The sequence below is a fragment of the Mesorhizobium sp. LSHC420B00 genome (genome assembly GCF_000503055.1).
Lineage (GTDB): Bacteria > Pseudomonadota > Alphaproteobacteria > Rhizobiales > Rhizobiaceae > Mesorhizobium.
Genome location: NZ_AYVY01000002.1, coordinates 707,189 through 728,608, shown reverse-complemented (window position 1 = coordinate 728,608; position 21,420 = coordinate 707,189). Strand labels below are relative to the sequence as shown.

Sequence of the window (21,420 nt, the reverse complement as noted above, 5' to 3'; positions counted from 1 at the left end):
CATATGCCGCGGCACTTTAATTTCGCCGTCGGCGTTCTAGCCTCTACCGAAGCAAAAATCGAGGAAGGCATTGATGAAACTTACCTGGTACGGACACTCGGCATTCCGCGTCGAAATCGAAGGCGCGAAAATCCTCATCGACCCGTATCTGGTCGGCAATCCGTCATGGACAGGCGGCTGGGAAGAGCCGGCCGAAGGGGTCACGCACGTGTTGCTTACCCATGGCCACAGCGACCACATCAGCGGCGCCGTCGAAGTGCTCAAGAAAAGCGGCGCGATGCTTGTCGCCAATTTCGAGATTTGCATGTACCTGGTCGGCAAAGGCGTCAGTGACAAGCAAATCAATCCCGGCAATATCGGCGGTACCGTCGATTGCGGCGGCTTCACCACCACTTTCGTTCAGGCTCTGCATTCATCGTCCTTTCTAGGCGAGAGCGGCCAGAACACCTATCTCGGCAATCCGGGCGGGCTCGTCCTGCACTTCCCCGAGGATAAGACGCTCTACCATATGGGCGACACAGACATCTTTTCCGATATGGCGCTGATCAACGAGTTGCATGAGCCGAAGATCGGCATCGTGCCGATCGGCGACCGCTTCACCATGGGTGGCGCGGTGGCAGCTCTTGCCTGCCAGCGTTTCTTCAAGTTCGAGACGGTCGTTCCCGCTCACTTCGGCACATTTCCGATGATAGATCAGACCGCCGACAAGTTTGTGGCCGGGCTGGACGGATCGGGTGTGAAAGTGGCGTTGCCGAAGATCGGCGAGACGATTACGCTGTAGGAATAGCGAACCGGAATGACGACATGGGTCTGAGAAACTCTCTTTGCATTTCTATGCTGGTTGCCGCATCGCCGGCGCTGGCCGCCGAGGATTTCATCGAGGGCATCTATCTGCAATCGGAGGATCTCTGCGCGCAGGCCAAAAAGGATACGCTGCAGACGGTGATCGAGGGCGGCAATATCGTACTGTCGGCAAACGGACTGGAAAGCATCGAATATAACTGCGAGTTCCTGCAGATCACCAAGGCGACACGGTCGCCAAGCTGGGCGGTGACCGCCATCTGCCAGGAGCCGGGCTACGTCTTTCCGGATGTTCTCTCACTGACTCAGATGAACCCGAAGCAGATCGACCTGGTTTCGGTTCGGCCTGCCGCGGACGAAAGCGAGCAGAGCGGCAACGGTGGCAGCTATTTCCTCTGCGACGGCGTGGCGATGCCGTAGGGCAGTTGTCGGCACGATGCATGTTGCGCGGCACGCGCTGCGCCGCTATAGCGCTGGTTTTCCCCGAGGCACAACATGTCCGTTGATATTAAAACCGTGAAGCGCGTCGCGCACCTTGCCCGCATTGCGGTGAGCGAGGAGGATGCAGAGCGCATGACCGGCGAATTGAACGCCATTTTGGGCTTTGTCGAGCAGTTGAACGAGGTCGATGTTTCCGGCGTCGAGCCGATGACCTCGGTCACGCCGATGGCAATGAAGAAGCGCCAGGACGTCGTCACCGACGGCAGCAAGGCAGCCGACATCGTCGCCAACGCGCCGGCAACCGAAGAGAACTTCTTTCTCGTGCCAAAGGTCGTGGAGTAGCTGGCCGATGGTAATCGAGATCGCCGCGGAGACGCCGCTGCAGGACGATGTGCGTGGGCTGGTCGAGGAGCTCAACGCCACATTGCTGGAGTTGACGCCGCCGGAGCATTGCTACCATTTGACGGTCGAGCAGATGGCGGACCGCGACACGACCATCTTCATCGCCCGCGATAACGGCCTTGCCATCGGTTGCGGCGCGCTGAAGCGCCACGATGCTGTCGTCGGCGAGGTCAAGCGTATGTATACGCGGCCTTCGCATCGCGGCCGCAAAATCGGTGCGATGATCGTCGAGCGGATTGAGGGCTTGGCGCGCCAAGAAGGGCTGAAGCGTCTGGTGCTGGAGACGGGCGACCGTCATCCCGCCGCCTGGACCGTCTACGAACGCGCCGGTTTTTCGCGCTGTGGGCCGGTGCTGAATTATCCCAATTCCGAGTGGTCGGTGTTTTACGAAAAGAGTCTTGCCTGATGAGCGACCTGACCCAGCTGACGATTTCGCAGGCCCGCGCCAAATTGCGCTCCAGGGAGATCACCGCCACCGAAGTCACCGAGGCTTATCTTTCGGCTATCGAGCGAGCCAATCCGGCGCTCAATGCCTATGTGGTGGTCACTGGCGACAAAGCGCGCGACATGGCCAAGGCCTCCGACGCGAAACTGGCCAAGGGCGAGGGCGGGTCGCTCGAGGGTATCCCGCTCGGCATCAAGGATCTGTTCGGCACCGAAGGCGTCCACACCCAGGCCTGCAGCCACGTGCTTGACGGGTTCAAGCCGCGCTACGAATCGACTATCACCGCCAATCTGTGGGCGGATGGCGCCGTCATGCTCGGCAAGCTCAACATGGACGAGTTCGCCATGGGCTCGTCCAACGAGACCTCGTATTACGGGCCTGTCATCAACCCGTGGCGGCGTTCGCGGCTCGACACGGTGGTAATGCCGACGACACATCAGGGCGAGGGCGGCTTCGTTTCGGCGGGCGGCACCAGGACCGCGCGCACGTTGGACAATGCCCAGCTGGTGCCGGGCGGTTCGTCCGGTGGCTCGGCATCAGCCGTCTCGGCCTTCCTGTGCGCCGGCGCTACCGCCACCGACACCGGCGGCTCGATCCGCCAGCCCGCCGCCTTCACCGGCACGGTCGGCATTAAGCCGACCTATGGCCGCTGCTCGCGTTGGGGCGTCGTCGCCTTCGCCTCGTCGCTCGACCAGGCCGGGCCGATCGCGCGCGACGTGCGCGATGCCGCGATCCTGTTGAAGTCGATGGCTTCGGTCGACCCGAAGGACACGACCTCCGTCGACCTGCCGGTGCCGGATTACGAGGCGGCGATCGGCCGCTCGATCAAGGGGATGAAGGTCGGCATCCCCAAGGAATACCGTGTCGACGGCATGCCCGAGGAGATCGAGGCGTTGTGGCAGAAGGGCATTGCCTGGCTGAGGGATGCCGGCGCCGAGATTGTCGACATCTCGCTGCCGCACACGAAATACGCGCTGCCGGCCTATTACATTGTTGCGCCCGCCGAAGCCTCGTCCAACCTCGCCCGTTACGACGGCGTCCGCTATGGATTGCGCGTGCCCGGCAAGGACATTGTCGACATGTATGAAAAGACCCGCGCCGCCGGCTTCGGGCGTGAGGTCAAGCGCCGCATCATGATCGGCACCTATGTGCTTTCCGCTGGCTACTACGATGCCTACTATCTGCAGGCGCAGAAGGTTCGTAACCTGATCAAGCGCGATTTCGAAAATGTGTTTGTCGCAGGTGTCGACGTCATCCTGACGCCGGCAACGCCGTCCGCCGCCTTCGGCATCGCAGACGAAGACATGGCCGCCGACCCGGTCAAGATGTATCTCAACGACATCTTTACGGTGACGGTGAACATGGCCGGCTTGCCCGGCATCGCGGTTCCGGCCGGGCTCGACGCCAAGGGGCTGCCACTCGGCCTGCAGCTGATCGGCCGGCCTTTCGACGAGGAAACGCTGTTCCAGACCGCCCATGTCATCGAACAGGCGGCCGGCACATTTCAGCCGGAAAAATGGTGGTAGGATCGTTTCTCATCTGAGGGGGTGAGGGATGTTCTTCTATGTCTCCAAGGTCCTGTGGCTCTTCGTCCAGCCGCTTAATCTCGCGATCATCCTGCTGCTGGCTGGATTGCTTGCGGCATTGGTCGGGCGCAAAAGGCTATTTGCCACCGGCAGCGTGCTGGCCTTCCTTGTCCTGGCACTGTCAGCATGGACCTCGCTCGGCGCAGTGATGCTCAATCCGCTCGAGGAGCGTTTCCCTAAGCCACCCCTGCCGGAAAGGGTTGACGGAATCGTTGTGCTCGGCGGCGGTATGGACGGCGCCATCAATTTCGTTCGCGGCGGTTATGAACTCAACGCCAGTGGCGATCGAATTGTCGAGGCAGCCGTGCTGGCGCGGCGTTTTCCGACAGCGAGAGTCGTCATTTCAGGCGGCCCCGTTGCAATAATCGGTGAGGACGAAGGCGACTCAACCACGGCGCCACGCGTACTCACTGCGCTCGGCGTGGCGGCCGATCGTCTGATCCTGGAAGACAAGTCACGCAACACCTACGAGAATGCCGTCTTCACCAAGCGGCTGATTACGCCGAAACCCGGCGAGATCTGGCTGCTGGTGACCTCAGCCTTCCACATGCCGCGCGCCAAGGCGCTGTTCGACAGAGCCGGCTTCCCGACGGTTCCATGGCCGGTCGACTACCGCACCTCCGGTAAGGAAGGTATCAGCCTGTTCCGCAAATCTACCAACGAAGCGCTGCAGACCACGACCATCGCGATTCGCGAATGGATCGGGCTCGTCGCCTATTGGCTGTCGGGCCGCATTGATCAGCCTTTTCCCGGGCCAGGCGGCTGACCGAGCACCGCCTGCCGCGCCGCCGAGAAAAATTGGCGGCGCACCAGCACCGCCAGAAGCAGCAGCGTCGATAGCACGAAAACGGCGGGATCGACGAACCAGCCAAGATAACCGATCGAGAAGAACACGCCGCGCAGCCCGGAATTGAAATGCTTCCCGGCCAGCATGTTCATGCGGGCCGCGCGCCACACCGCCGTCTCGGTGACCGGATTGCGCGACGCCTCGCCATGCGGAATCGGCACCGCGCCGATCAGGATCGAGCAATAGTTGAACAGCCGGTAAGCCCAGCCGAACTTGAAGAAGGAAAAGGCCAGGATCAGCACCAGCCCGAACACCTTCGTCTGGAAGGCGGCGCGTGAGGATGTGGCGCCAAACGGCAGGTCGCTCAGCACAGTGAGAACCTGATCGGAAGTGCCGAGCAAGGCAAAACAGCCGCCGATCGCAATTAGCGAACTGGAGGCAAAGAAGGCGGTCCCCTGTTGCAGGCCGCTCATGATGGCGGTGTCGACGATGCGGATCTCGCGTTCGGCCATGGTCCTCATCCAGGCCTCGCGCTGCGCGTTCATCGCCCTCGTCAGCGACATGCGGCTGACCAGCATTCCGTCGGCGGCGAGCGTATGCAGCACCCACGCGGCAAGGAAGAACCCCAGCGCAGCAAGGTCGGCCGTCGATAAATGAAAGGAATCGCTCATGCGGTGCTTTTACCACAGGCGGAGGGGACGCTTCGATGGCCGAAGCCGGAATGTCGCTGCCGGAGCAAACAAGGTCGGCAGGCGCAGCGCCGCGATCTTCAAAACAGCGGAAAACATCATGGGAATTCCTATATGTAGATCTCAACAGGGTCCCAGGAGAAAACGCCCACGTGTTCCTTTCGGTTTTCGACCTGTTCAAGATCGGCATCGGCCCATCGAGTTCGCACACGATGGGGCCGATGACGGCTGCGCGGCGGTTTCTCGACGAGATTGCGGGAGACGACTGGCCGCGTCCGGCCGACGCCAGGGTCGACCGAATCGCGGCCAGCCTGCATGGCTCGCTCGCCTATACCGGTATCGGCCATGGCTCCGATCGCGCCGTGGTGCTCGGCCTCGCCGGCCAGACGCCGCAGACGGTGGATCCTGACCACGCCGACGGCATCGCCGCTCGCATCGCCGCCGAGAAGCGGATTTCGCCGCCCGGCCATCCGTCCTATCGTTTCGACCCGGCAACGGATCTGGTGCTGGATCGCAAGACGCCGCTGCCGGGTCACGCCAATGGCATGGCGTTTTCTGCCTATGATGCCGGAGACCGGTTGCTGCTGAGGCGCGTCTACTATTCGATCGGCGGCGGCTTTGTCGTTTCCGAGGAAGAATTGCAGCGGATGAAGGCGAGGGGCTCGGCGACAACCGAAGGCAAGAAGGTTCCATATCCGTTCAAGAACGCCGTCGAAATGCTCTCAATGGCAGCGAAAAGTGGCCTTTCCATCGCCGAGATGAAGCGCGTCAACGAGGAGACGCAGATGTCGCGCAAGGAGCTCGACGCCGGCCTCGACGGCATCTGGAGCGCCATGAAGGGATGCATCGAGCGCGGCCTGTCGCAAGACGGCATCATGCCCGGCGGACTGAAGGTGCGCCGCCGTGCCCGGATGCTGCACGACAAGTTGCAGGAGCAATGGCAGCAGAACCGGCCCAACCCGCTGCTCGCCAATGACTGGCTGTCGATCTATGCAATGGCGGTCAACGAGGAGAACGCCGCCGGCGGCCGTGTCGTCACCGCGCCAACCAATGGGGCGGCCGGCACTCTGCCCGCGGTGTTGCGCTATTGGCTGCATTTCCATCCCGAAGCCGACCAGCCGAGTATCCGCGATTTCCTGCTGACGGCGGCGGCCGTTGGCGGCATCATCAAGACCAATGCTTCGATCTCGGGGGCCGAGGTAGGCTGCCAGGGCGAGGTCGGTTCGGCTTCGGCGATGGCTGCGGCGGGATTGTGCGCCGTCATGGGCGGCACGCCCGAGCAGGTCGAGAACGCTGCCGAAATCGCGCTGGAACATCATCTCGGCATGACCTGCGATCCGGTCGGCGGCCTGGTGCAGGTGCCGTGCATCGAGCGCAACGCGCTTGGCGCTGTCAAGGCGGTGACCGCCGCTTCGCTGGCCATCAAGGGCGATGGCGTTCATTTCGTGCCGCTCGATGCGGCGATCGAGACGATGCGCCAGACCGGCCTCGACATGAACGAAAAGTACAAGGAAACCAGCCTTGGCGGATTGGCCGTCAATGTCGTGGAGTGCTGAGCGCCAGTCTGGCGGCCTGGACCACCACTGTGGAGAAGTCGATCAGGCCGTTGACGCGTTCGCGTGCTGGGCTAAACCTTAAACGATGTCTCTCAATCTCATAAAGCTTTGCGTCGGCTGTGACAGCGTCGAGGATCTGGAAGAGTGGATTGCCTTCCGCCTCGACGAGCGGCGCCGCGCCGGCGAACCGGCCGAACACTACCACACCACCCGCATGGTGCCGACGCGCGGCGCCGAGATCACCGACGGCGGCTCGCTCTACTGGGTGGTCAAGGGCAATGTCCAATGCCGTCAGCTGATCACCGAAATCCGGCCCTTCACTGATGACGATGGCATCGGCCGCTGCCATCTGATCCTCGATCCCGAGGTCGTGCGCACCGACTGGCAGCCGCGCCGTGCATTCCAAGGGTGGCGCTACCTGAAGCCGGCGGACGCGCCGGCCGATCTCGGCAAGGGCAAAGCCGGGCTGATCGAAATGCCGCCGAAGCTCAGGCGTGAGCTTGCCGATCTCGGCCTACTCTGACGCCAAGAACCGTAACGCCAAGGGCACCGGCCGAACGCTTGTCCGCAGTTGCCATCATCACCGGTCCTGCAGGTCGCCTGATCTGGGCTTGCAAGCTGGGGAACAACGCCACATCTTGAATGTCATGAGCGACAAGAAGCAGCCCGTGCCTGCAAAGGCCAATCCTGCGCCGGTCGAGTCCCAATCGAGCACCGGCGAGATCGACGCCTTTCTCCGTCAGGCAAGGACGCTCGCTGCATCCGCCACCGGTTCAGGCAGGCTGATCCTGTCCCTCGACGCTACGATGAGCCGCCAGCCGACCTGGGATCTCGCCTGTGCGCTGCAGGCCGAGATGTTCGACGCCGTCGGCAAGGCTGGGGTGCTCAAGGTTCAACTGGTCTATTTCCGCGGGCTTGGCGAGTGCCGTTCCTCCGCATTCGTCACCGATACCGAAGCTCTGAAGCAGCTGATGACGCGCATCGACTGCCGTAGCGGCCACACCCAGATCGGCAAGGTGCTCGCCCATGCGCTGAAACAGACGGCGGCGGCCAAGGTCAACGCGCTGGTCTATATCGGCGATGCGATGGAAGAAAACATAGATGATCTGGCCGAAAAGGCCGGTAGCCTAGGTCTGCACGGCGTTCCTGTCTTCGTTTTTCAGGAAGGCCATGATGCCGGTGCAGAAAAGGCGTTCAAGGAAATTGCACGGCTGTCCAAAGGGGCCTGGTTCCGGTTTGATGGGCGGGCTGCCGCGACCTTGGCCGGCCTGCTTTCGTCCGTCGCCGTGTTTGCGACCGGCGGTCTGAAAGCACTGGAGGACCGGGGCAGGCCGGAGGACCGGCTGATGATCGAGCATCTGCGGGGCGGCGGAAACTGATGGGCGCGATTATCGCTTTTGTAGCATTGCTTCTGGTGCTTCTCGGCATGCTCACCATCTTCCTGCGCGCCGATCCGGGGAAGCTTGCAGGCGGCATGAGGACCCTTGGACCCGTGCTGCTCGGGCTGGTCGGCGTTGCCGTGCTGCTGGTCGGGCGCGAGGGCCTCGGCGGCTTGATCCTGTCGGCCGCGCTCGCCTGGTATGGCTCCATGCGCATGAATCAGCCGGCCGCAAAACTGGCACCGGGCAAGCGTTCGACGGTGCGTACCGCGGCGCTTGAGATGGAACTCGATCACGACACCGGCGGCCTCGAAGGCCTCGTGCTGGCTGGGCGCCATGAAGGCAAGATGCTTGGCTCGATGGGGCTTGCCGAATTGCAGCAACTTTATCGCGAGCTCTCCGGCGATCCGGAGAGCCGCCAGCTGCTAGAGACGTATCTTGACGGCAGATTTCCCATCTGGCGCAAAGACGCTGATGCGAATGGTGGCGAAGGGCTGGGTGTTGCGCCAGGTTCGGGCGCCATGACTAAGGAGGAGGCCTACAAGATCCTTGGTCTTGAAGCGGGGGCTGCCGCGGCGGATGTCCGCAAGGCGCACCGCCGCCTGATGCAGCGCCTGCACCCCGATATCGGTGGCACGTCTTTCCTGGCGGCGCGGATCAACGAAGCCAAGGACGTCTTGCTCTCCAATCACAACTAGTCTCCTTCGACGCAGAACTTTCGGGAAAGATATCGTTTCGCGCCCTTACTGCTGGACGGCGTAGCACTCGATCTTCTTCTTTTTCAAAGCGTTACAAGCCCTCCAGGCGGCGGTCTTCGAACCAAAACCACCGAACCGGGCGCGGTAATAGGTGACGCCGTCTTTGTCGAAGGCGACGGTGAAACCGGAGGCATCGGCCAGAACGGAGGGCACCTGCTTCGTCGCCTTGTCGAGGAAAGCCTTTGCTTCGGATTGCTTTGGCGAAGAGGCGACCTGTATTGCCCAGCCGGATGGCACCGACGCCGTGCTGACCGGATCGACCTCTGCAGCCGGTTCGGCATAGGCTGCGGCGACCCGGGCCGTCGCCACATCGTCCGCTGTCGCCACGGCCGCCGTCTTGACCTTTCTGGTCTGAACGACCGGAGTGGTTTCTTCAACGACGGGAGCATTTTCCTCGACGAGGGAGGCAACGGCATCGTCGTCCGGCTTACTATCCGGCGTCGGCGCGTCATGCTTCGGCAGAAGCACCTTGGCCAGGGCTGAAATCGGATTGCCGCCACCGGCTTTGGCAATCAGCATGCCGCCGCCGCGCGACGACGCCTTCGGCATGTAGGCATTGATCAACCCGGCCATCTGGCTGTCGCGGCTGCCGCCGGACCTGCCGCCCATGACCACCGCTACGATGCGCCGGTCGCCATCCGATACCGAGGAGACCAGGTTATAGCCGGAGGCGCGGGTATAACCGGTCTTGATGCCGTCGACGCCCTTGATGCGTCCGAGCAGACGGTTATGGCCGTTGATGCGCTGTCGCCCGTAAAGAAAGGAGCGCTGCGAGAAATAGCCGTAATATTGTGGAAAATGCTCTCTCAGGGCGATACCGAGCAGCGCCATGTCGCGCGCCGTCGTGAACTGCCCGGGATCAGGCAAGCCGTTGGCGTTGCGGAAAACGGTTCCCCGCATGCCCAGCGCCCGCGCCTTGGCGGTCATCATGCGGGCGAAATTGGCCTCATTGCCGCCGAGCATCTCGCCAAGCGCAGTTGCGGAATCGTTTGCCGATTTGGTCACCATCGACAGGATGGCGGTCTCGACCGTGACCGAGCCGCCCCGCTTGACGCCGAGCTTTGTTGGCGGTTCGGCAGCGGCATTGGCCGAGAACACGACCGGAGAATTCCTGCTGATCCTGCCCTTCGCCAATGCCTCGAACGTCAGATAGAGCGTCATCATCTTGGTAAGCGAGGCCGGATAGCGCCGGCCATCGGCATCCGACGAATAAAGCACCTTGCCGGACTTGGCATCGATGACGATGGCCGCCGACTTGGCCGCCATGGATGAAGCCGCGTCCGCGACGACGAAGCTCATCGCCATAGCGAGAATCATGATCGTTTTGAGGGGGGACGCGGATTTGGAAACGAAGCCCGACAACGCCTTACGCACTGATAGTTCCTTTGAATTTCCGTTGCCTTGGAGGCGGCAAAGGGTCCTGCCTCACCTCGGGCCACGCTAACGCGGGCAGCGTTACCAATCCGTTTATGGTAACCGCCGCGTTCACCCTTTTCTGCGGGATTGAGCCTCTCTTTATTCGAATCTTAGCGATTGCCGGCGGCTCACGATGCGCATTGCCGCGGAAATCTTGACTTTTTGTGCACTGCACAATATATTTACACGCATTGCACAACGCGGCCCGGACAAGGCGCGTCCATCGTCCAAAGGCAACCGTTCAAGGGAATGCGTGAAATGACCCAGACCTATGAAGATTTCAGCAAATACGGCAAGGAATTTGCCGACACCGGATTGAAGAGCTTTGCATCGCTGTCCAAGGGTGCGCAGGCCATCGCCACCGAGGCGGGCGAGTACACCAAGAAAAGTTTTGAGGCCGGCAGCGCCGTTGTCGAGAAGCTCTTCTCCGCCAAGTCGCTGGATAAGGCGATCGAAATCCAGTCCGACTACGCCAAGCAGTCCTATGAGAGCTTCGTCACCGAGGCCACCAAGCTTGGCGATCTCTATGCCGAACTCGCCAAGGAAGCCTACAAGCCGTTCGAATCGATTGTCGCCAAGGCGAAGTAAATTCGACGAACGTTCCAAGCCGGCCCTTGGGCCTCAAAAGACAGACCCGGTCGCGAACGCGCGGCCGGGTTTTTTCATGCCAGCTCGAAATCGGGGTCCTTGCGGTCTTCACGATTTGAAAAATCGGTCAAGTTTGGCCACCTAGCCATATTGTCAGCTAAACAGAAGGGCTTAAAATCGTCCATCGAGCACCTACATGTCGAGCATGCATGAGGATTCGAAAGAGGCAGGACTACGTGACTACAGGTTTGACTGCCACGAGCTACGTGGTGCGAATGCAGAACGGCAGCAACGGCAATGAGGCCGGTCGCGGCACGGCCGTCATCACGCGCACAAAAACCAAGACCAAGAAGCCCAGTCTGTATCGGGTCCTCATCCTTAACGACGACTACACACCCATGGAGTTCGTGGTTCACGTGCTGGAGCGTTTTTTCCAGAAGGATCGCGAAGCCGCCACACGCATAATGCTTCATGTTCACAATCATGGGGTGGGCGAGTGCGGGGTCTATACATTCGAGGTGGCCGAGACCAAAGTGTCTCAGGTCATGGATTTCGCCCGACAGAATCAGCATCCGCTGCAATGCGTGATGGAGAAGAAGTGAGGTAACATGCCGGCTTTCTCCCAAGGCCTGGAAAAGGCGCTTCACCAAGCGCTGACGCTCGCCAATGAGCGGCACCATGAATATGCAACCCTTGAACATTTGCTGCTCGCCCTGATCGACGACACCGAGGCGGCCGCAGTCATGCGTGCCTGCAACGTCGATCTCGACGAGTTGAAGCATACGGTTCTCACCTATATCGACACCGAGCTCGACAATCTCGTCACCGGCTACGATGAAGATTCCAAGCCGACGGCCGGTTTTCAGCGCGTCATCCAGCGCGCGGTGATCCATGTGCAGTCGTCAGGCCGCGAGGAGGTGTCCGGCGCCAACGTGCTCGTCGCCATCTTCGCCGAGCGCGAGAGCCACGCCGCTTATTTCCTGCAGGAACAGCAGATGACCCGCTACGACGCGGTCAACTACATCTCGCATGGCATTGCCAAGCGCCCAGGCGCTTCCGAGACGCGGACGCCGCGCGGCGCCGACGACGAGCAAGGCAGCCAGGGCGGAGCTGAGCCGCAAGAAGAAGGCGGCAAGAAGAAGCAGCAGCAGGACGCGCTGACTGCCTATTGCGTCAACCTGAACAACAAGGCCAAGGCTGGCAAGATCGATCCGCTGATCGGTCGCGAGAGCGAGATCAACCGGACTATCCAGGTGCTGTGCCGCCGGTCCAAGAACAACCCGCTCTATGTCGGCGATCCCGGCGTCGGCAAGACGGCGATCGCCGAAGGCCTCGCCAAGCGCATCGTCGAGGGCGACGTTCCCGAAGTGCTGCACAATGCCACCATCTTCGCGCTCGACATGGGCACGCTGCTGGCCGGCACCCGTTATCGCGGCGATTTCGAGGAGCGGCTGAAGCAGGTCGTCAAGGAGCTCGAGGACTATCCCGGCGCCGTGCTGTTCATCGATGAGATCCACACCGTGATCGGGGCAGGAGCCACCTCTGGTGGCGCCATGGATGCGTCGAACCTGTTGAAGCCGGCGCTGTCGTCCGGCGCGATCCGCTGCATCGGCTCGACCACCTACAAGGAGTTCCGGCAGTTCTTCGAGAAGGACCGCGCGCTGGTGCGGCGATTCCAGAAGATCGACGTCAACGAGCCGACCGTCGAGGACGCCATCGAGATCATGAAGGGACTGAAGCCCTATTTCGAGGAGTTCCACAAGGTTCGCTACACGAGTGAAGCGATCAAGGCTTCGGTCGAGCTCTCGGCCCGTTACATCAACGACCGCAAGCTGCCGGACAAGGCGATCGACGTGATCGACGAGACCGGCGCCTCGCAGATGCTGGTGCCCGAAGCCAAGCGCAAGAAGACCATCGGCATCAAGGAGATCGAAGCGACGATCGCCACGATGGCGCGCATCCCGCCGAAGACGGTTTCCGCCGACGACGAGAAGGTGCTGCAAGGTCTCGACATCGAGTTGAAGCGCGTCGTCTATGGCCAGGACACCGCGATCACCGCGCTGACTTCGGCCATCAAGCTGGCGCGGGCCGGCCTGCGGGAACCGGAAAAGCCGATCGGCTCGTACCTGTTCTCCGGTCCGACCGGTGTCGGCAAGACGGAAGTGGCCAAGCAGCTCGCCGCCTCGCTCGGCGTGGAGCTGATCCGCTTCGACATGTCGGAATATATGGAACGCCACACCGTTTCGCGGCTGATCGGCGCGCCTCCCGGCTATGTCGGCTTCGACCAGGGCGGCCTTCTGACCGACGGCGTCGACCAGCATCCGCATTGCGTGCTGTTGCTGGACGAAGTCGAAAAGGCGCATCCGGACCTGTTCAACATCCTGTTGCAGGTCATGGATCACGGCAAGCTGACCGACCATAACGGTAAGCAGATCGACTTCCGCAATGTCATCCTGATCATGACCACCAATGCGGGCGCATCCGACGCGCAGCGCGCGGCGATCGGTTTCGGTTCGACCAAACGCGAAGGCGACGATGTCGAAGCGATCAACCGGCTGTTCACGCCGGAGTTCCGCAACCGTCTCGATGCGATCATTCCGTTCGGCTCGCTGCCGGTGCCGGTCATCCATCAGGTGGTGCAGAAGTTCGTCATGCAGCTGGAAGCGCAGCTTTCCGAACGCGGCGTGACCTTCGACCTGTCGCAGGATGCAATCGCCTGGCTGGCCGACAAGGGCTATGACGAGCGCATGGGTGCGCGGCCGCTTGGCCGTGTCATTCAGGAGCACATCAAGAAGCCGCTGGCCGACGAGGTGCTGTTCGGCAAGCTCAAGAAGGGCGGCACGGTGCGTGTCACCGTCGAGAAGAAGGAAACCGGCGAGACCGGCCTGAAGCTCGAATCGCTCGCCGACGAGGCGCCGGTGAAGCCGAAGAAGGAAGAGCCGGACGACGTGCCGAAAGCCAAGAAGGCGGTGGCGAAAAAGCCCGCCGGGAAAAAGGCGGTGGCGCAGAAGTCGGAGCCGAAGGGCAAGGATGGCGGCAAGCGCAGCCTGGTGCCGCAACTGCCGCGTAAGAACTGACAATCCTGCAAGTAAAAAAGCCCCGGCAACGGGGCTTTTTTCATGAAGCTTGTGGTCGAGTGTCGGCCGAGCGGCTTCGCCCCGATTCAGTTTGCCAGCGCCGTCCGTATCTTGCCGGCGTTCTCAGCCAGGACTTCAGGCTGTTCCATCTGTCCGCTGTGCGGCTTCAAGGGGATGCCTTCGAAGCGCGGAATGACATGGACATGGAGGTGGTAGACGGTCTGGCCCGAAGCTGGTTCGTTGAGCTGCATGACCGTGACGCCATCGGCATCGAAGGCCTTCTTTACTGCCCGCGCAACTTTCTGCACGTGAGCGAAGAGGGGGCCAAGCACCGCCGGATCCGCGTCGAGCAGGTTGCGCGACGGCGCTTTCGGCACGACCAGCGTGTGACCCGGTCCTTGCGGCATCACATCCATGAAGACGATGACCGCATCATCCTCGTAGACGCGGTGCGAAGGGATTTCTCCGCGCAGGATTTTTGCGAAAATGTTGCTGCTGTCGTAGGTTGCTTCGGCCATGGCGCACGCTCCGGTTCTTGGCTCGCGGTCTCGTGTAGCGAAGCTGTTGCGGGCGGGCAAGACGATCGGTCGACATCGGCCATGCAGGCTCGAACGTGGTTGAGCGATCGGGCGGGTTTTGCTACTCCGCCATGTCCTTGCGGAACGGGGTGTGCTCTTCCAGATATTCGCTCATCCGCTCGACTTCGCGCCGCTCGCGCTGGAGGTAGTCGGCCACTGCATTGCGCAGACCTGGATGGGCGATGTAGTGCGCCGAATGCATCGTCACCGGCCGGTAGCCGCGCGCCAGCTTGTGCTCGCCCTGCGCACCGGCTTCAACCACCTTCAGCTTTCGCGAGATGGCGAAATCGATCGCCTGATGGTAGCAGACCTCGAAATGCAGGAACGGGTGGTCCTCGATGCAGCCCCAATTGCGGCCGTAGAGCGCGTCTGAACCGATGAAGTTGATGGCGCCGGCTATGTAGCGCCCGTTGCGTTTGGCCATCACCAGCAGGATGTCGTCGGCCATGCGCTCGCCGATCAAGGAGAAGAAATCGCGGTTGAGGTAGGGCCGGCCCCATTTCCTGCTGCCGGTATCCATGTAGAACGCGTAAAAGTCGTCCCAGGCTTTTTCGGTCAGATCCTTGCCGGTCAGCCAGTCGATCGAGATGCCGTCGGCGAGCGCCTCACGCCGCTCCTTTTTCATCGCCTTGCGCTTGCGCGAGGCCAACGTCGAGAGAAAATCGTCGTAGCTCGAAAAGCCTTCGTTGAAGAAGTGAAACTGCTGGTCGGTGCGATGCAGGAAGCCGGCTGCCGCCAAGATCTGGACATCATCCTCCGGCGCGAAGGTGACATGCGCGGAAGACACGCCGAGCTTATCCGTCACCGCCTTTAGGCCGGCCGCAAGGCCGGCCTTGACGGTGGGGCTGTCCTCGCGCTTGCCGACCAGCAGGCGAGGGCCGGTGACGGGTGTGAACGGCACCGCGCATTGCAGCTTCGGATAGTAGCGCCCGCCGGCGCGTTCGAATGCGTCCGACCAGCCATGGTCGAAGACATATTCGCCCTGGCTGTGCGACTTCAGATAGCAGGGGACCGCACCGAGCAGCTTGCCTTGCGCGGTTTCCAGCCTGAGATGATGACCCTGCCAGCCGGTGCGTCGAACGGCGCAGCCGGAATCTTCTAGCGCGCTCAAAAAAGCGAATGAAACAAGCGGGCTGTAGGCGTTTTCTGCCTCGCCCCGCGTAGTGCCGCCGAGGCTGTCCCATTCCGCGCTGGTGAAGGCGCCGATGCCCGCGGCGATGCGGATCGACAGCTCCGCATTCGCCGTTTGTCTGTCGCAGTCGTCCCCTTGATCCATGTGGCTTACTTAAGCTCGCTGCGAACCCATACAAGCCCGTTCAAGCAAGCCGCACAAGATCGGGCTCGAATCCTTCGAACGTCATCTGGTCGGCATATTTGAAGGTCAGGTCGACGGCAGGTTGGTCATGCACTGTCCAGGTGATCACCGGCATGCCGAGCCTTTCACGTACGAACGACACGAACCGGTTCGGCAGGTCGCCGGCGGCGTAGGAGATAAAGGCGATGTCATGCGCCAGCATGGCGAAATGCGCCTCGATCAGATGGTTGTCGTTGCCGTAGGCGGTCAACCCGCCGGGTATGCCGGGTGCATGTTTCGGGAACTCGCGGATCAGCCAATGGTCGAACGACATGATCGCGGTCTTGCCCTTATAGCGCTTGAGCATCTTGCCGACGCCTTCGACCAGGCCTTCGTCGTGTCCGGCAGCGCCTTTCAGCTCGACAACCATCGGCACACGCCCGTCGACCAGATTAAGCGCCTGCTGCAGCGTCGGCAAATGGTCGGCGGTGCCGCCGACCTTCAGCGCCGTGATCTCAGCAGCCGTACGCTGCCAGACGAAGCCGTCCTCGCCGGTCAGCCGCCGCAGATCGCCATCGTGGATGATGACGGGGACGCCGTCGGATGACAGGTGCACGTCGCACTCGATCGCATAGCCGCGCTCGGCTGCCGCGGCGAAGGCGGAAAGAGTGTTCTCCCAGCGCGCCTTGTTCATGTCGTGGAGGCCGCGATGGGCGACGGGCCGGGCAGTCAGCCAGGAAAGGTCGGTCATGGTCGCAGTCCCGGTCATTCGACTTCGAAGATCGCTTCGATTTCCACTGCGGCATTAAGCGGCAGGGAGGGGGTGCCGACGGCGGAGCGGGCGTGCTTGCCGCGGTCGCCGAGCACGGCGACGAGAAAATCCGAGGCGCCGTTGGCGACCAGATGCTGTTCGACAAAATCCGGTGCCGAGGCGACGAAGACGGTGATCTTCACCAGGCGGCGGATCTTGTCGAGATCGCCAAGTGCCGCCTGGGCCTGCGCCAATATGTTGATCGCACAGTATTTTGCGGCTTCCTTTCCGGTCGCGGTGTCGACATCGCGGCCAAGCAGCCCGCTCGCCTGGAGCTTGCCCTCCTTGAGCGGCAACTGCCCGGCGGTGAACAGCAGATTGCCGGTCCTGCAATAGGGAACGTAGTTGGCGGCGGGCGCAGCGGCAGCCGGCAGCGTCACGCCGAGATCGCTTAGCCGCTTTTCGATTGTTTCGCTCATGCTATTTCCCTATTGCTTGAAGGTGCCGCGCAGGCCGGGCCGAAATTGCTATTTTTGCCTCGCTTCCGCCACGACTTTTTTTAAGCTGGACCATCTTTCCATGCGGCCTGCCATTAGCCGCGATGATCGGAGCACCCCATGCGCGCAACGCGCCTCGCATTCAACGCCGTTCTTCTGACAGCGGCTTCCTGGGCGGCTCCCGCTTTTGCGGTGCCGGCGCTGCAGGCGCACCGTGCCGTCTATGATATCACCCTGGACAAGGCGTCGGATCGCTCGGGGATCACCGGCATATCGGGCCGTATGGTCTACGAGTTCAATGGCTCGCCTTGCGAGGGCTACACGGTAAAGTTCCGCCTGGTCACCCAGATCGTCACCAACGACAATACTAGGCTGACCGACCAGCAGATGACCACCTTCGAGGATGCCGAAGGCAAGACCTTCTCCTTCGTCAACAAGTCCTTTGTCGACCAGAACCTCGACAAGGAGGTCAAGGGGACGGCAACGAAGGAGGCCAATGGTCTCAAGGTCGAAATCGACAAGCCCGAGAAGAACAGCCTGGAACTCGCCGCGACCCAGTTCCCGACCCAGCAAATGGTTGAAATGATCGGCAAGGCGGAAAAGGGCGAGCGTTTTTACGAAACCAACCTGTTCGACGGCTCGGAGGATGCCAACAAGGTGATGACCACCACCGTCGTCGTCGGCAAGCAAGCCAATGCCGACAAGACTGATCCGGAAGTGCCGGCGCTGGCCAAGCTCGCCAGCGACAAATACTGGCCGGTTGACATCGCCTATTTCGACGATACCGACAAAGGCGGCGAGGAAGTGCCGGAATACCGGATCAGCTTCAAGCTGCACGAGAACGGCATCACGCGCGGTCTCGTAATGGACTATGGCGAGTTCTCGATGACCGGCAAGCTGGTCAATCTGTCGCTGTTCGATCAGCCAAAGACCTGCCCGTCGAAATAGGCTCGAACCGACGGCAAGCTGCTGCCGGCTGCTCTCCGCGATAGTGGCGCTTGATCTTGCGGGCATGTTGCACCGACTTGAGCATGCCGCAATTGCATATCAACGTCTTACGACGGTAAGCGCCGCGGGGGGAGCAGGTTGAGCAGGATCGACGTTTTTGTGGCGCCGCGGCCCAATGCGACGCTGATCAAGGCCATGACATTCGTCAACCGCATTGTCATGCTGCACGGCATTCCGGGGCTTCGCGACCTGTTGCCGTTCAACCGTCTGGCCGGTCTGCGCGGCGTCGCCAATGTCCGCCACATCGATTTTCCGGAGGACGACCGGCAAAGGTTGAAGGCTTGTTGCGGCGCGGGCAAGGCGACGTTCATCACGCCCAACCATCCGGAGTTCTTTACCGACTGGATGATCGACAAGGAGGTCGTCTCGCGGGTAAGCCCGCTGGCGGCATCCTGGGCCACGCACGGCGTCGTCAACGGGCTTGGCCGGCTGATGCAGAAATTCTGGCTGGCCAACAATCTAATCGCCCAAATCCCGGGCAATAGCGGGGCCGCCAAGGAACATTCGGTGGCCTGGGCGCTGAAAGGGCACGGCGTTCTCCTGCATCCCGAAGGCGGCGTCGGCTGGCATGCCAACATCGTTGCCCCGCTGCTGCCGGGCGCGGTCGAGATGGGGCTCGAAGCGCTGAAGCGCGGCCGCCTGACGGATCCGGATTTCAAAGTTTGGATCGCGCCCGTGATCTGGAAGCTCGCTTTCACGGGGAATGTCGAGGCAGCGCTGGCAAAGGAGTGCGCCTACGTCGAGCGCAGCCTGAAGATCGAACGCCATGCCGCCGATTCGCTGCCGGAGCGCGTCCATCGTATCTATGCGACATTGCTGTCGCGCGATGAGGCTGCATATGGCCTGCGGTCCGATGAGCGGGTTTCGTATGACGCACGTCAGAAGGACCTGCTCGTGGAACTCGGCCGTCGCCTTGCTGAACTTGTCTCGGTCGGCGCCGGCACGCTCGACAGTGGCGAGCTTTTGCGCCGGTCGCGCCGCTGGCTGCGAGAAAACACGGATGATACCGGAAGCCGGAAGCAGGTCCGAACGCTGGCGGATACGATCCAGCGCTTGCGGCGTGTCGGGCCCTGGGCTTCAGCCAATCCGCGCATCACGCAGGAGGAGATCGCCGAACACTTGAAGCGGATCCGCAACGATTATTGCAAGGGTACACTGCGCGATACGATCGACCGTTTCGTGCCGCAGCCGGCAGGCCCACGCCGCGCCCATATCCGGGTGCCGGACCCTTTAGGCTTGCACGCCTATAAAGGCTCCGTCGAGGCGGCACTCGTCGAACTGCACGACCGCATGCAGGAGACCATCACCAGCACCATAGCGCAACTCCAGGCCGGCGGCGGCTTCATTTTCTATGCTAATCCCTTCTATCATCGTTAGCGGCGTGTTGGTCGGCGCAAGATGAAGGAGTGCGGCAAGCCCCATGGCGGTCTATGTCGATGCGGCGATCTGGAAATGGGTCGGCCACCGCTGGTGTCATCTGCTGGCAGACGACACCGACGAGCTGCATCGCTTCGCCGCGCAGCTCGGCATCAAGCGCTCGTCCTACCAAGGGCCGCCGAAGACATCGGCGCCGCATTATGACATAACCGGGTTCGAGCGCGACCGCGCGGTGCGGCTCGGCGCCATCGAGTGCAGCCGCGAGGAGATCGTCGCTGTTTTCCGGCGTGTGCGCGTGCCGAGGGGGAAGATGCGACGATGACATTGACGGCATTTTTGGCTTACTGCGCCGCGATCACATTTGCCGCCGCCACGCCTGGTCCGGCGATGTTCACGGTTATCGCCAATGGCGTCTCGCTTGGCTTCGTTCGCGCTTTCCTGGCTGGTCTCGGCATCGCCGCAGGCGACGCGGTGCTGGTCACCTTGGCACTGCTCGGTCTCGTGGCGCTGGTACAGGCCTTCGAATGGGTTTTTTTAATCCTGAAGTATGCGGGTGCTGCCTATCTGGTGTTTCTCGGCATCCGGATGTGGCGATCGGCCTCCGCGCGATCGCATGGACAGCAGGCAACCCAGGCAAGACTGTTTCGATCGTTTTTCCTCGGTATCTCCATCGCATTGGGCAATCCCAAGGCGATCCTGTTCCACGCCTCTATCATGCCGCTGATTCTTGACCTCAATACGATGACCTTCGCCGATGGGCTGCTCGTGGTTGCGGTCGTGATCTGCGTCAACATCGTCACCATGGGCTTCTACGCAGCGCTCTCCGGGCGGGCTTCGAGCTGGTTCAAGACGCCAAGGCGCATGCGGCTGATGAACAGGTTTGCCGGCGGCGCCATGATAGGCACCGGTGCGCTGATCGCCGCACGCTGAGCCGCAAGACGCCACAGCGCTTGCGTTTGTCGCGCATCCCCTCTATATGCGCGCACATTCCACACACGGACTTTGGTGTCTGCCCGGGAGAAATCCGGCGGAAACCTCCGGTGGCGTTCGAGGACCAAGTCCAAAAAATGCCTGTGTCCGTGGAGGCTAACCGGAAAGGAAATAAGAATGGCTCTGCCTGATTTCAGCATGCGCCAGCTATTGGAAGCTGGCATTCACTTCGGCCACCAGACCCACCGCTGGAACCCGAAAATGGCGCCCTATATCTACGGCGCCCGCAACAACATCCACATCATCGACCTCTCGCAGACGGTGCCTTTGCTGCACCAGGCGCTGAAGCAGGTTTCCGACACTGTTGCCAAGGGCGGCCGCGTGCTGTTCGTCGGCACCAAGCGCCAGGCCTCCGACATCGTCGCCGATGCCGCGCAGCGCTCGGCTCAGTACTATGTTAACTCGCGCTGGCTCGGCGGCATGCTGACCAACTGGAAGACGATCTCGAATTCCATCCAGCGCCTGCGCAAGCTCGACGAGATGCTGGCCGGCGAGGCTCAGGGCCTGACCAAGAAGGAGCGCCTCAACCTCGACCGCGAGCGTGAGAAGCTCGACAAGGCGCTGGGCGGCATCAAGGATATGGGTTCGACGCCCGATTTGATGTTCGTGATCGATACCAACAAGGAAGCGATCGCCATCCTCGAGGCCAAGCGTCTCGGCATCCCGGTCGTTGCCATCATCGATTCCAACTGCGACCCGGACAAGATCGACTTCCCGATCCCCGGCAATGACGATGCGGCCCGCGCCATCCAGCTCTATTGCGATCTGATTGCCAAGGCTGCGATCGACGGCATCGCCCGCCAGCAGGGCGCACTCGGCGTCGACATCGGCGCATCGGTCGAGGCTCCGGTCGAGCCGGCGCTCGAACCGACCCCGGCCGCCGAGAGCCCGGCAACCCAGACCCCGGAAGCATAATAGCGAAGGCCGGCTGCGGCCTTCATCTTTCCAATATGTTGGCGCGGTAAGCGCTACCGGCACCAGGCGCATCATCGAAACTCGA

General features: G+C 61.8%; 24 protein-coding genes. 18 read left to right on the top strand and 6 right to left on the bottom strand.

Annotated features, from left to right (window positions below; genetic code table 11):
• The first annotated feature begins 73 nt into the window (after positions 1-73).
• The 6 genes from X760_RS47415 to X760_RS47390 all read left to right on the top strand — a co-directional run bounded on the left by X760_RS47415 (position 74) and on the right by X760_RS47390 (position 4,441).
• Positions 74-781 (top strand): metal-dependent hydrolase, encoded by a 708-nt coding sequence (locus tag X760_RS47415; protein ID WP_023717758.1) that lies wholly within the window; start codon positions 74-76, stop codon positions 779-781.
• A 23-nt stretch (positions 782-804) separates the two neighbouring features.
• Positions 805-1,221 (top strand): hypothetical protein, encoded by a 417-nt coding sequence (locus X760_RS47410; RefSeq protein WP_023717757.1) that lies wholly within the window; start codon positions 805-807, stop codon positions 1,219-1,221.
• 75 nt (positions 1,222-1,296) lie between these two features.
• The gene (gatC, locus tag X760_RS47405; protein ID WP_023717756.1) at positions 1,297-1,584 is read left to right on the top strand and encodes an Asp-tRNA(Asn)/Glu-tRNA(Gln) amidotransferase subunit GatC; all 288 of its coding nucleotides are present in this window, start codon (positions 1,297-1,299) and stop codon (positions 1,582-1,584) included.
• Positions 1,585-1,591: 7 nt separating this feature from the next.
• On the top strand, positions 1,592-2,050 hold the full coding sequence (locus X760_RS47400) for a GNAT family N-acetyltransferase (protein WP_023717755.1): 459 nt from the start codon (positions 1,592-1,594) through the stop codon (positions 2,048-2,050).
• A complete protein-coding gene (locus X760_RS47395) occupies positions 2,050-3,615 on the top strand; it encodes an amidase family protein (RefSeq protein ID WP_023717754.1) in 1,566 nt (521 codons plus the stop codon). The genes X760_RS47400 and X760_RS47395 overlap by 1 nt, the downstream gene beginning before the upstream one ends.
• Before the next feature lie 28 nt (positions 3,616-3,643).
• Positions 3,644-4,441 (top strand): YdcF family protein, encoded by a 798-nt coding sequence (locus X760_RS47390; RefSeq protein WP_023717753.1) that lies wholly within the window; start codon positions 3,644-3,646, stop codon positions 4,439-4,441.
• On the opposite strand, the gene X760_RS47385 is transcribed toward X760_RS47390, so the two are convergent.
• A complete protein-coding gene (locus X760_RS47385) occupies positions 4,414-5,133 on the bottom strand; it encodes a DUF599 domain-containing protein (RefSeq protein WP_023717752.1) in 720 nt (239 codons plus the stop codon). The two genes, X760_RS47390 and X760_RS47385, sit on opposite strands and share 28 nt — an antisense overlap.
• 170 nt (positions 5,134-5,303) lie before the next feature.
• On the opposite strand from X760_RS47385, the gene X760_RS47380 reads away from it, so the two are divergent.
• From X760_RS47380 to X760_RS47365, 4 genes are all read left to right on the top strand, one after another.
• Positions 5,304-6,707, top strand: coding sequence for an L-serine ammonia-lyase (locus X760_RS47380; RefSeq protein WP_023717750.1), 1,404 nt, complete (start codon positions 5,304-5,306; stop codon positions 6,705-6,707).
• 85 nt (positions 6,708-6,792) lie between these two features.
• The gene (locus tag X760_RS47375; protein ID WP_023717749.1) at positions 6,793-7,230 is read left to right on the top strand and encodes a DUF1489 family protein; all 438 of its coding nucleotides are present in this window, start codon (positions 6,793-6,795) and stop codon (positions 7,228-7,230) included.
• Between the two features lie 124 nt (positions 7,231-7,354).
• Positions 7,355-8,086 (top strand): hypothetical protein, encoded by a 732-nt coding sequence (locus X760_RS47370; RefSeq protein WP_023717748.1) that lies wholly within the window; start codon positions 7,355-7,357, stop codon positions 8,084-8,086.
• Positions 8,086-8,784 carry a DnaJ domain-containing protein gene (locus X760_RS47365; RefSeq protein ID WP_023717747.1) on the top strand — a complete coding sequence of 233 codons (699 nt, stop codon included), beginning with the start codon at positions 8,086-8,088 and terminating at the stop codon, positions 8,782-8,784. Before X760_RS47370 ends, X760_RS47365 begins: the two co-directional genes overlap by 1 nt.
• A 45-nt stretch (positions 8,785-8,829) precedes the next feature.
• Here X760_RS47365 and X760_RS47360 read toward each other — a convergent pair whose 3' ends face one another.
• Positions 8,830-10,218 (bottom strand): D-alanyl-D-alanine carboxypeptidase, encoded by a 1,389-nt coding sequence (locus X760_RS47360; protein ID WP_023717746.1) that lies wholly within the window; start codon positions 10,216-10,218, stop codon positions 8,830-8,832.
• A gap of 300 nt (positions 10,219-10,518) precedes the next feature.
• Between X760_RS47360 and X760_RS47355 the strand changes: the two genes are divergently transcribed.
• From X760_RS47355 to clpA, 3 genes are all read left to right on the top strand, one after another.
• Entirely contained in the window at positions 10,519-10,848 is a 330-nt protein-coding gene (locus tag X760_RS47355; protein WP_023717745.1) for a phasin family protein, read from the top strand.
• Between the two features lie 275 nt (positions 10,849-11,123).
• Positions 11,124-11,450 (top strand): ATP-dependent Clp protease adapter ClpS, encoded by a 327-nt coding sequence (gene clpS, locus X760_RS47350; protein WP_023717744.1) that lies wholly within the window; start codon positions 11,124-11,126, stop codon positions 11,448-11,450.
• 6 nt (positions 11,451-11,456) lie between these two features.
• On the top strand, positions 11,457-13,925 hold the full coding sequence (gene clpA / locus X760_RS47345; RefSeq protein ID WP_023717743.1) for an ATP-dependent Clp protease ATP-binding subunit ClpA: 2,469 nt from the start codon (positions 11,457-11,459) through the stop codon (positions 13,923-13,925).
• Between the two features lie 86 nt (positions 13,926-14,011).
• Here clpA and X760_RS47340 read toward each other — a convergent pair whose 3' ends face one another.
• The 4 genes from X760_RS47340 to X760_RS47325 form a co-directional block, all read right to left on the bottom strand.
• Entirely contained in the window at positions 14,012-14,443 is a 432-nt protein-coding gene (locus tag X760_RS47340; protein WP_023717742.1) for an HIT family protein, read from the bottom strand.
• A 121-nt stretch (positions 14,444-14,564) separates the two neighbouring features.
• Positions 14,565-15,779, bottom strand: coding sequence for a GNAT family N-acetyltransferase (locus tag X760_RS47335; protein ID WP_023717741.1), 1,215 nt, complete (start codon positions 15,777-15,779; stop codon positions 14,565-14,567).
• 40 nt (positions 15,780-15,819) lie between these two features.
• The gene (locus X760_RS47330; protein WP_023717740.1) at positions 15,820-16,548 is read right to left on the bottom strand and encodes a glycerophosphodiester phosphodiesterase; all 729 of its coding nucleotides are present in this window, start codon (positions 16,546-16,548) and stop codon (positions 15,820-15,822) included.
• Between the two features lie 14 nt (positions 16,549-16,562).
• Complete coding sequence (locus X760_RS47325; RefSeq protein ID WP_023717739.1) at positions 16,563-17,027, bottom strand: RidA family protein; 465 nt, start codon at positions 17,025-17,027, stop codon at positions 16,563-16,565.
• 138 nt (positions 17,028-17,165) lie between these two features.
• Between X760_RS47325 and X760_RS47320 the strand changes: the two genes are divergently transcribed.
• The 5 genes from X760_RS47320 (at position 17,166) to rpsB (ending at position 21,335) form a co-directional block, all read left to right on the top strand.
• Positions 17,166-17,993, top strand: a complete 828-nt coding sequence (locus X760_RS47320; protein WP_023717738.1) for a cell envelope integrity EipB family protein — start codon at positions 17,166-17,168, stop codon at positions 17,991-17,993.
• 138 nt (positions 17,994-18,131) lie between these two features.
• Positions 18,132-19,430, top strand: a complete 1,299-nt coding sequence (locus X760_RS47315; RefSeq protein WP_023717737.1) for a hypothetical protein — start codon at positions 18,132-18,134, stop codon at positions 19,428-19,430.
• Between the two features lie 43 nt (positions 19,431-19,473).
• Positions 19,474-19,752 carry a DUF4031 domain-containing protein gene (locus X760_RS47310; RefSeq protein WP_023717736.1) on the top strand — a complete coding sequence of 93 codons (279 nt, stop codon included), beginning with the start codon at positions 19,474-19,476 and terminating at the stop codon, positions 19,750-19,752.
• On the top strand, positions 19,749-20,360 hold the full coding sequence (locus X760_RS47305; RefSeq protein WP_023717735.1) for a LysE family translocator: 612 nt from the start codon (positions 19,749-19,751) through the stop codon (positions 20,358-20,360). Before X760_RS47310 ends, X760_RS47305 begins: the two co-directional genes overlap by 4 nt.
• A 177-nt stretch (positions 20,361-20,537) precedes the next feature.
• Positions 20,538-21,335 carry a 30S ribosomal protein S2 gene (gene rpsB, locus X760_RS47300; protein WP_023717734.1) on the top strand — a complete coding sequence of 266 codons (798 nt, stop codon included), beginning with the start codon at positions 20,538-20,540 and terminating at the stop codon, positions 21,333-21,335.
• The last annotated feature ends 85 nt before the right edge of the window (positions 21,336-21,420 follow it).

Coding starts and splice junctions, on each gene's coding strand:
- X760_RS47415 (WP_023717758.1), top strand. CDS start 74: ATGAAACTTACCTGGTACGGACACTCGGCATTCCGCGTCGAAATCGAA.
- X760_RS47410 (WP_023717757.1), top strand. CDS start 805: ATGGGTCTGAGAAACTCTCTTTGCATTTCTATGCTGGTTGCCGCATCG.
- gatC (WP_023717756.1), top strand. CDS start 1,297: ATGTCCGTTGATATTAAAACCGTGAAGCGCGTCGCGCACCTTGCCCGC.
- X760_RS47400 (WP_023717755.1), top strand. CDS start 1,592: ATGGTAATCGAGATCGCCGCGGAGACGCCGCTGCAGGACGATGTGCGT.
- X760_RS47395 (WP_023717754.1), top strand. CDS start 2,050: ATGAGCGACCTGACCCAGCTGACGATTTCGCAGGCCCGCGCCAAATTG.
- X760_RS47390 (WP_023717753.1), top strand. CDS start 3,644: ATGTTCTTCTATGTCTCCAAGGTCCTGTGGCTCTTCGTCCAGCCGCTT.
- X760_RS47385 (WP_023717752.1), bottom strand. CDS start 5,133: ATGAGCGATTCCTTTCATTTATCGACGGCCGACCTTGCTGCGCTGGGG.
- X760_RS47375 (WP_023717749.1), top strand. CDS start 6,793: ATGTCTCTCAATCTCATAAAGCTTTGCGTCGGCTGTGACAGCGTCGAG.
- X760_RS47370 (WP_023717748.1), top strand. CDS start 7,355: ATGAGCGACAAGAAGCAGCCCGTGCCTGCAAAGGCCAATCCTGCGCCG.
- X760_RS47365 (WP_023717747.1), top strand. CDS start 8,086: ATGGGCGCGATTATCGCTTTTGTAGCATTGCTTCTGGTGCTTCTCGGC.
- X760_RS47355 (WP_023717745.1), top strand. CDS start 10,519: ATGACCCAGACCTATGAAGATTTCAGCAAATACGGCAAGGAATTTGCC.
- clpS (WP_023717744.1), top strand. CDS start 11,124: ATGCAGAACGGCAGCAACGGCAATGAGGCCGGTCGCGGCACGGCCGTC.
- clpA (WP_023717743.1), top strand. CDS start 11,457: ATGCCGGCTTTCTCCCAAGGCCTGGAAAAGGCGCTTCACCAAGCGCTG.
- X760_RS47340 (WP_023717742.1), bottom strand. CDS start 14,443: ATGGCCGAAGCAACCTACGACAGCAGCAACATTTTCGCAAAAATCCTG.
- X760_RS47335 (WP_023717741.1), bottom strand. CDS start 15,779: ATGGATCAAGGGGACGACTGCGACAGACAAACGGCGAATGCGGAGCTG.
- X760_RS47330 (WP_023717740.1), bottom strand. CDS start 16,548: ATGACCGACCTTTCCTGGCTGACTGCCCGGCCCGTCGCCCATCGCGGC.
- X760_RS47325 (WP_023717739.1), bottom strand. CDS start 17,027: ATGAGCGAAACAATCGAAAAGCGGCTAAGCGATCTCGGCGTGACGCTG.
- X760_RS47320 (WP_023717738.1), top strand. CDS start 17,166: ATGCGCGCAACGCGCCTCGCATTCAACGCCGTTCTTCTGACAGCGGCT.
- X760_RS47310 (WP_023717736.1), top strand. CDS start 19,474: ATGGCGGTCTATGTCGATGCGGCGATCTGGAAATGGGTCGGCCACCGC.
- X760_RS47305 (WP_023717735.1), top strand. CDS start 19,749: ATGACATTGACGGCATTTTTGGCTTACTGCGCCGCGATCACATTTGCC.
- rpsB (WP_023717734.1), top strand. CDS start 20,538: ATGGCTCTGCCTGATTTCAGCATGCGCCAGCTATTGGAAGCTGGCATT.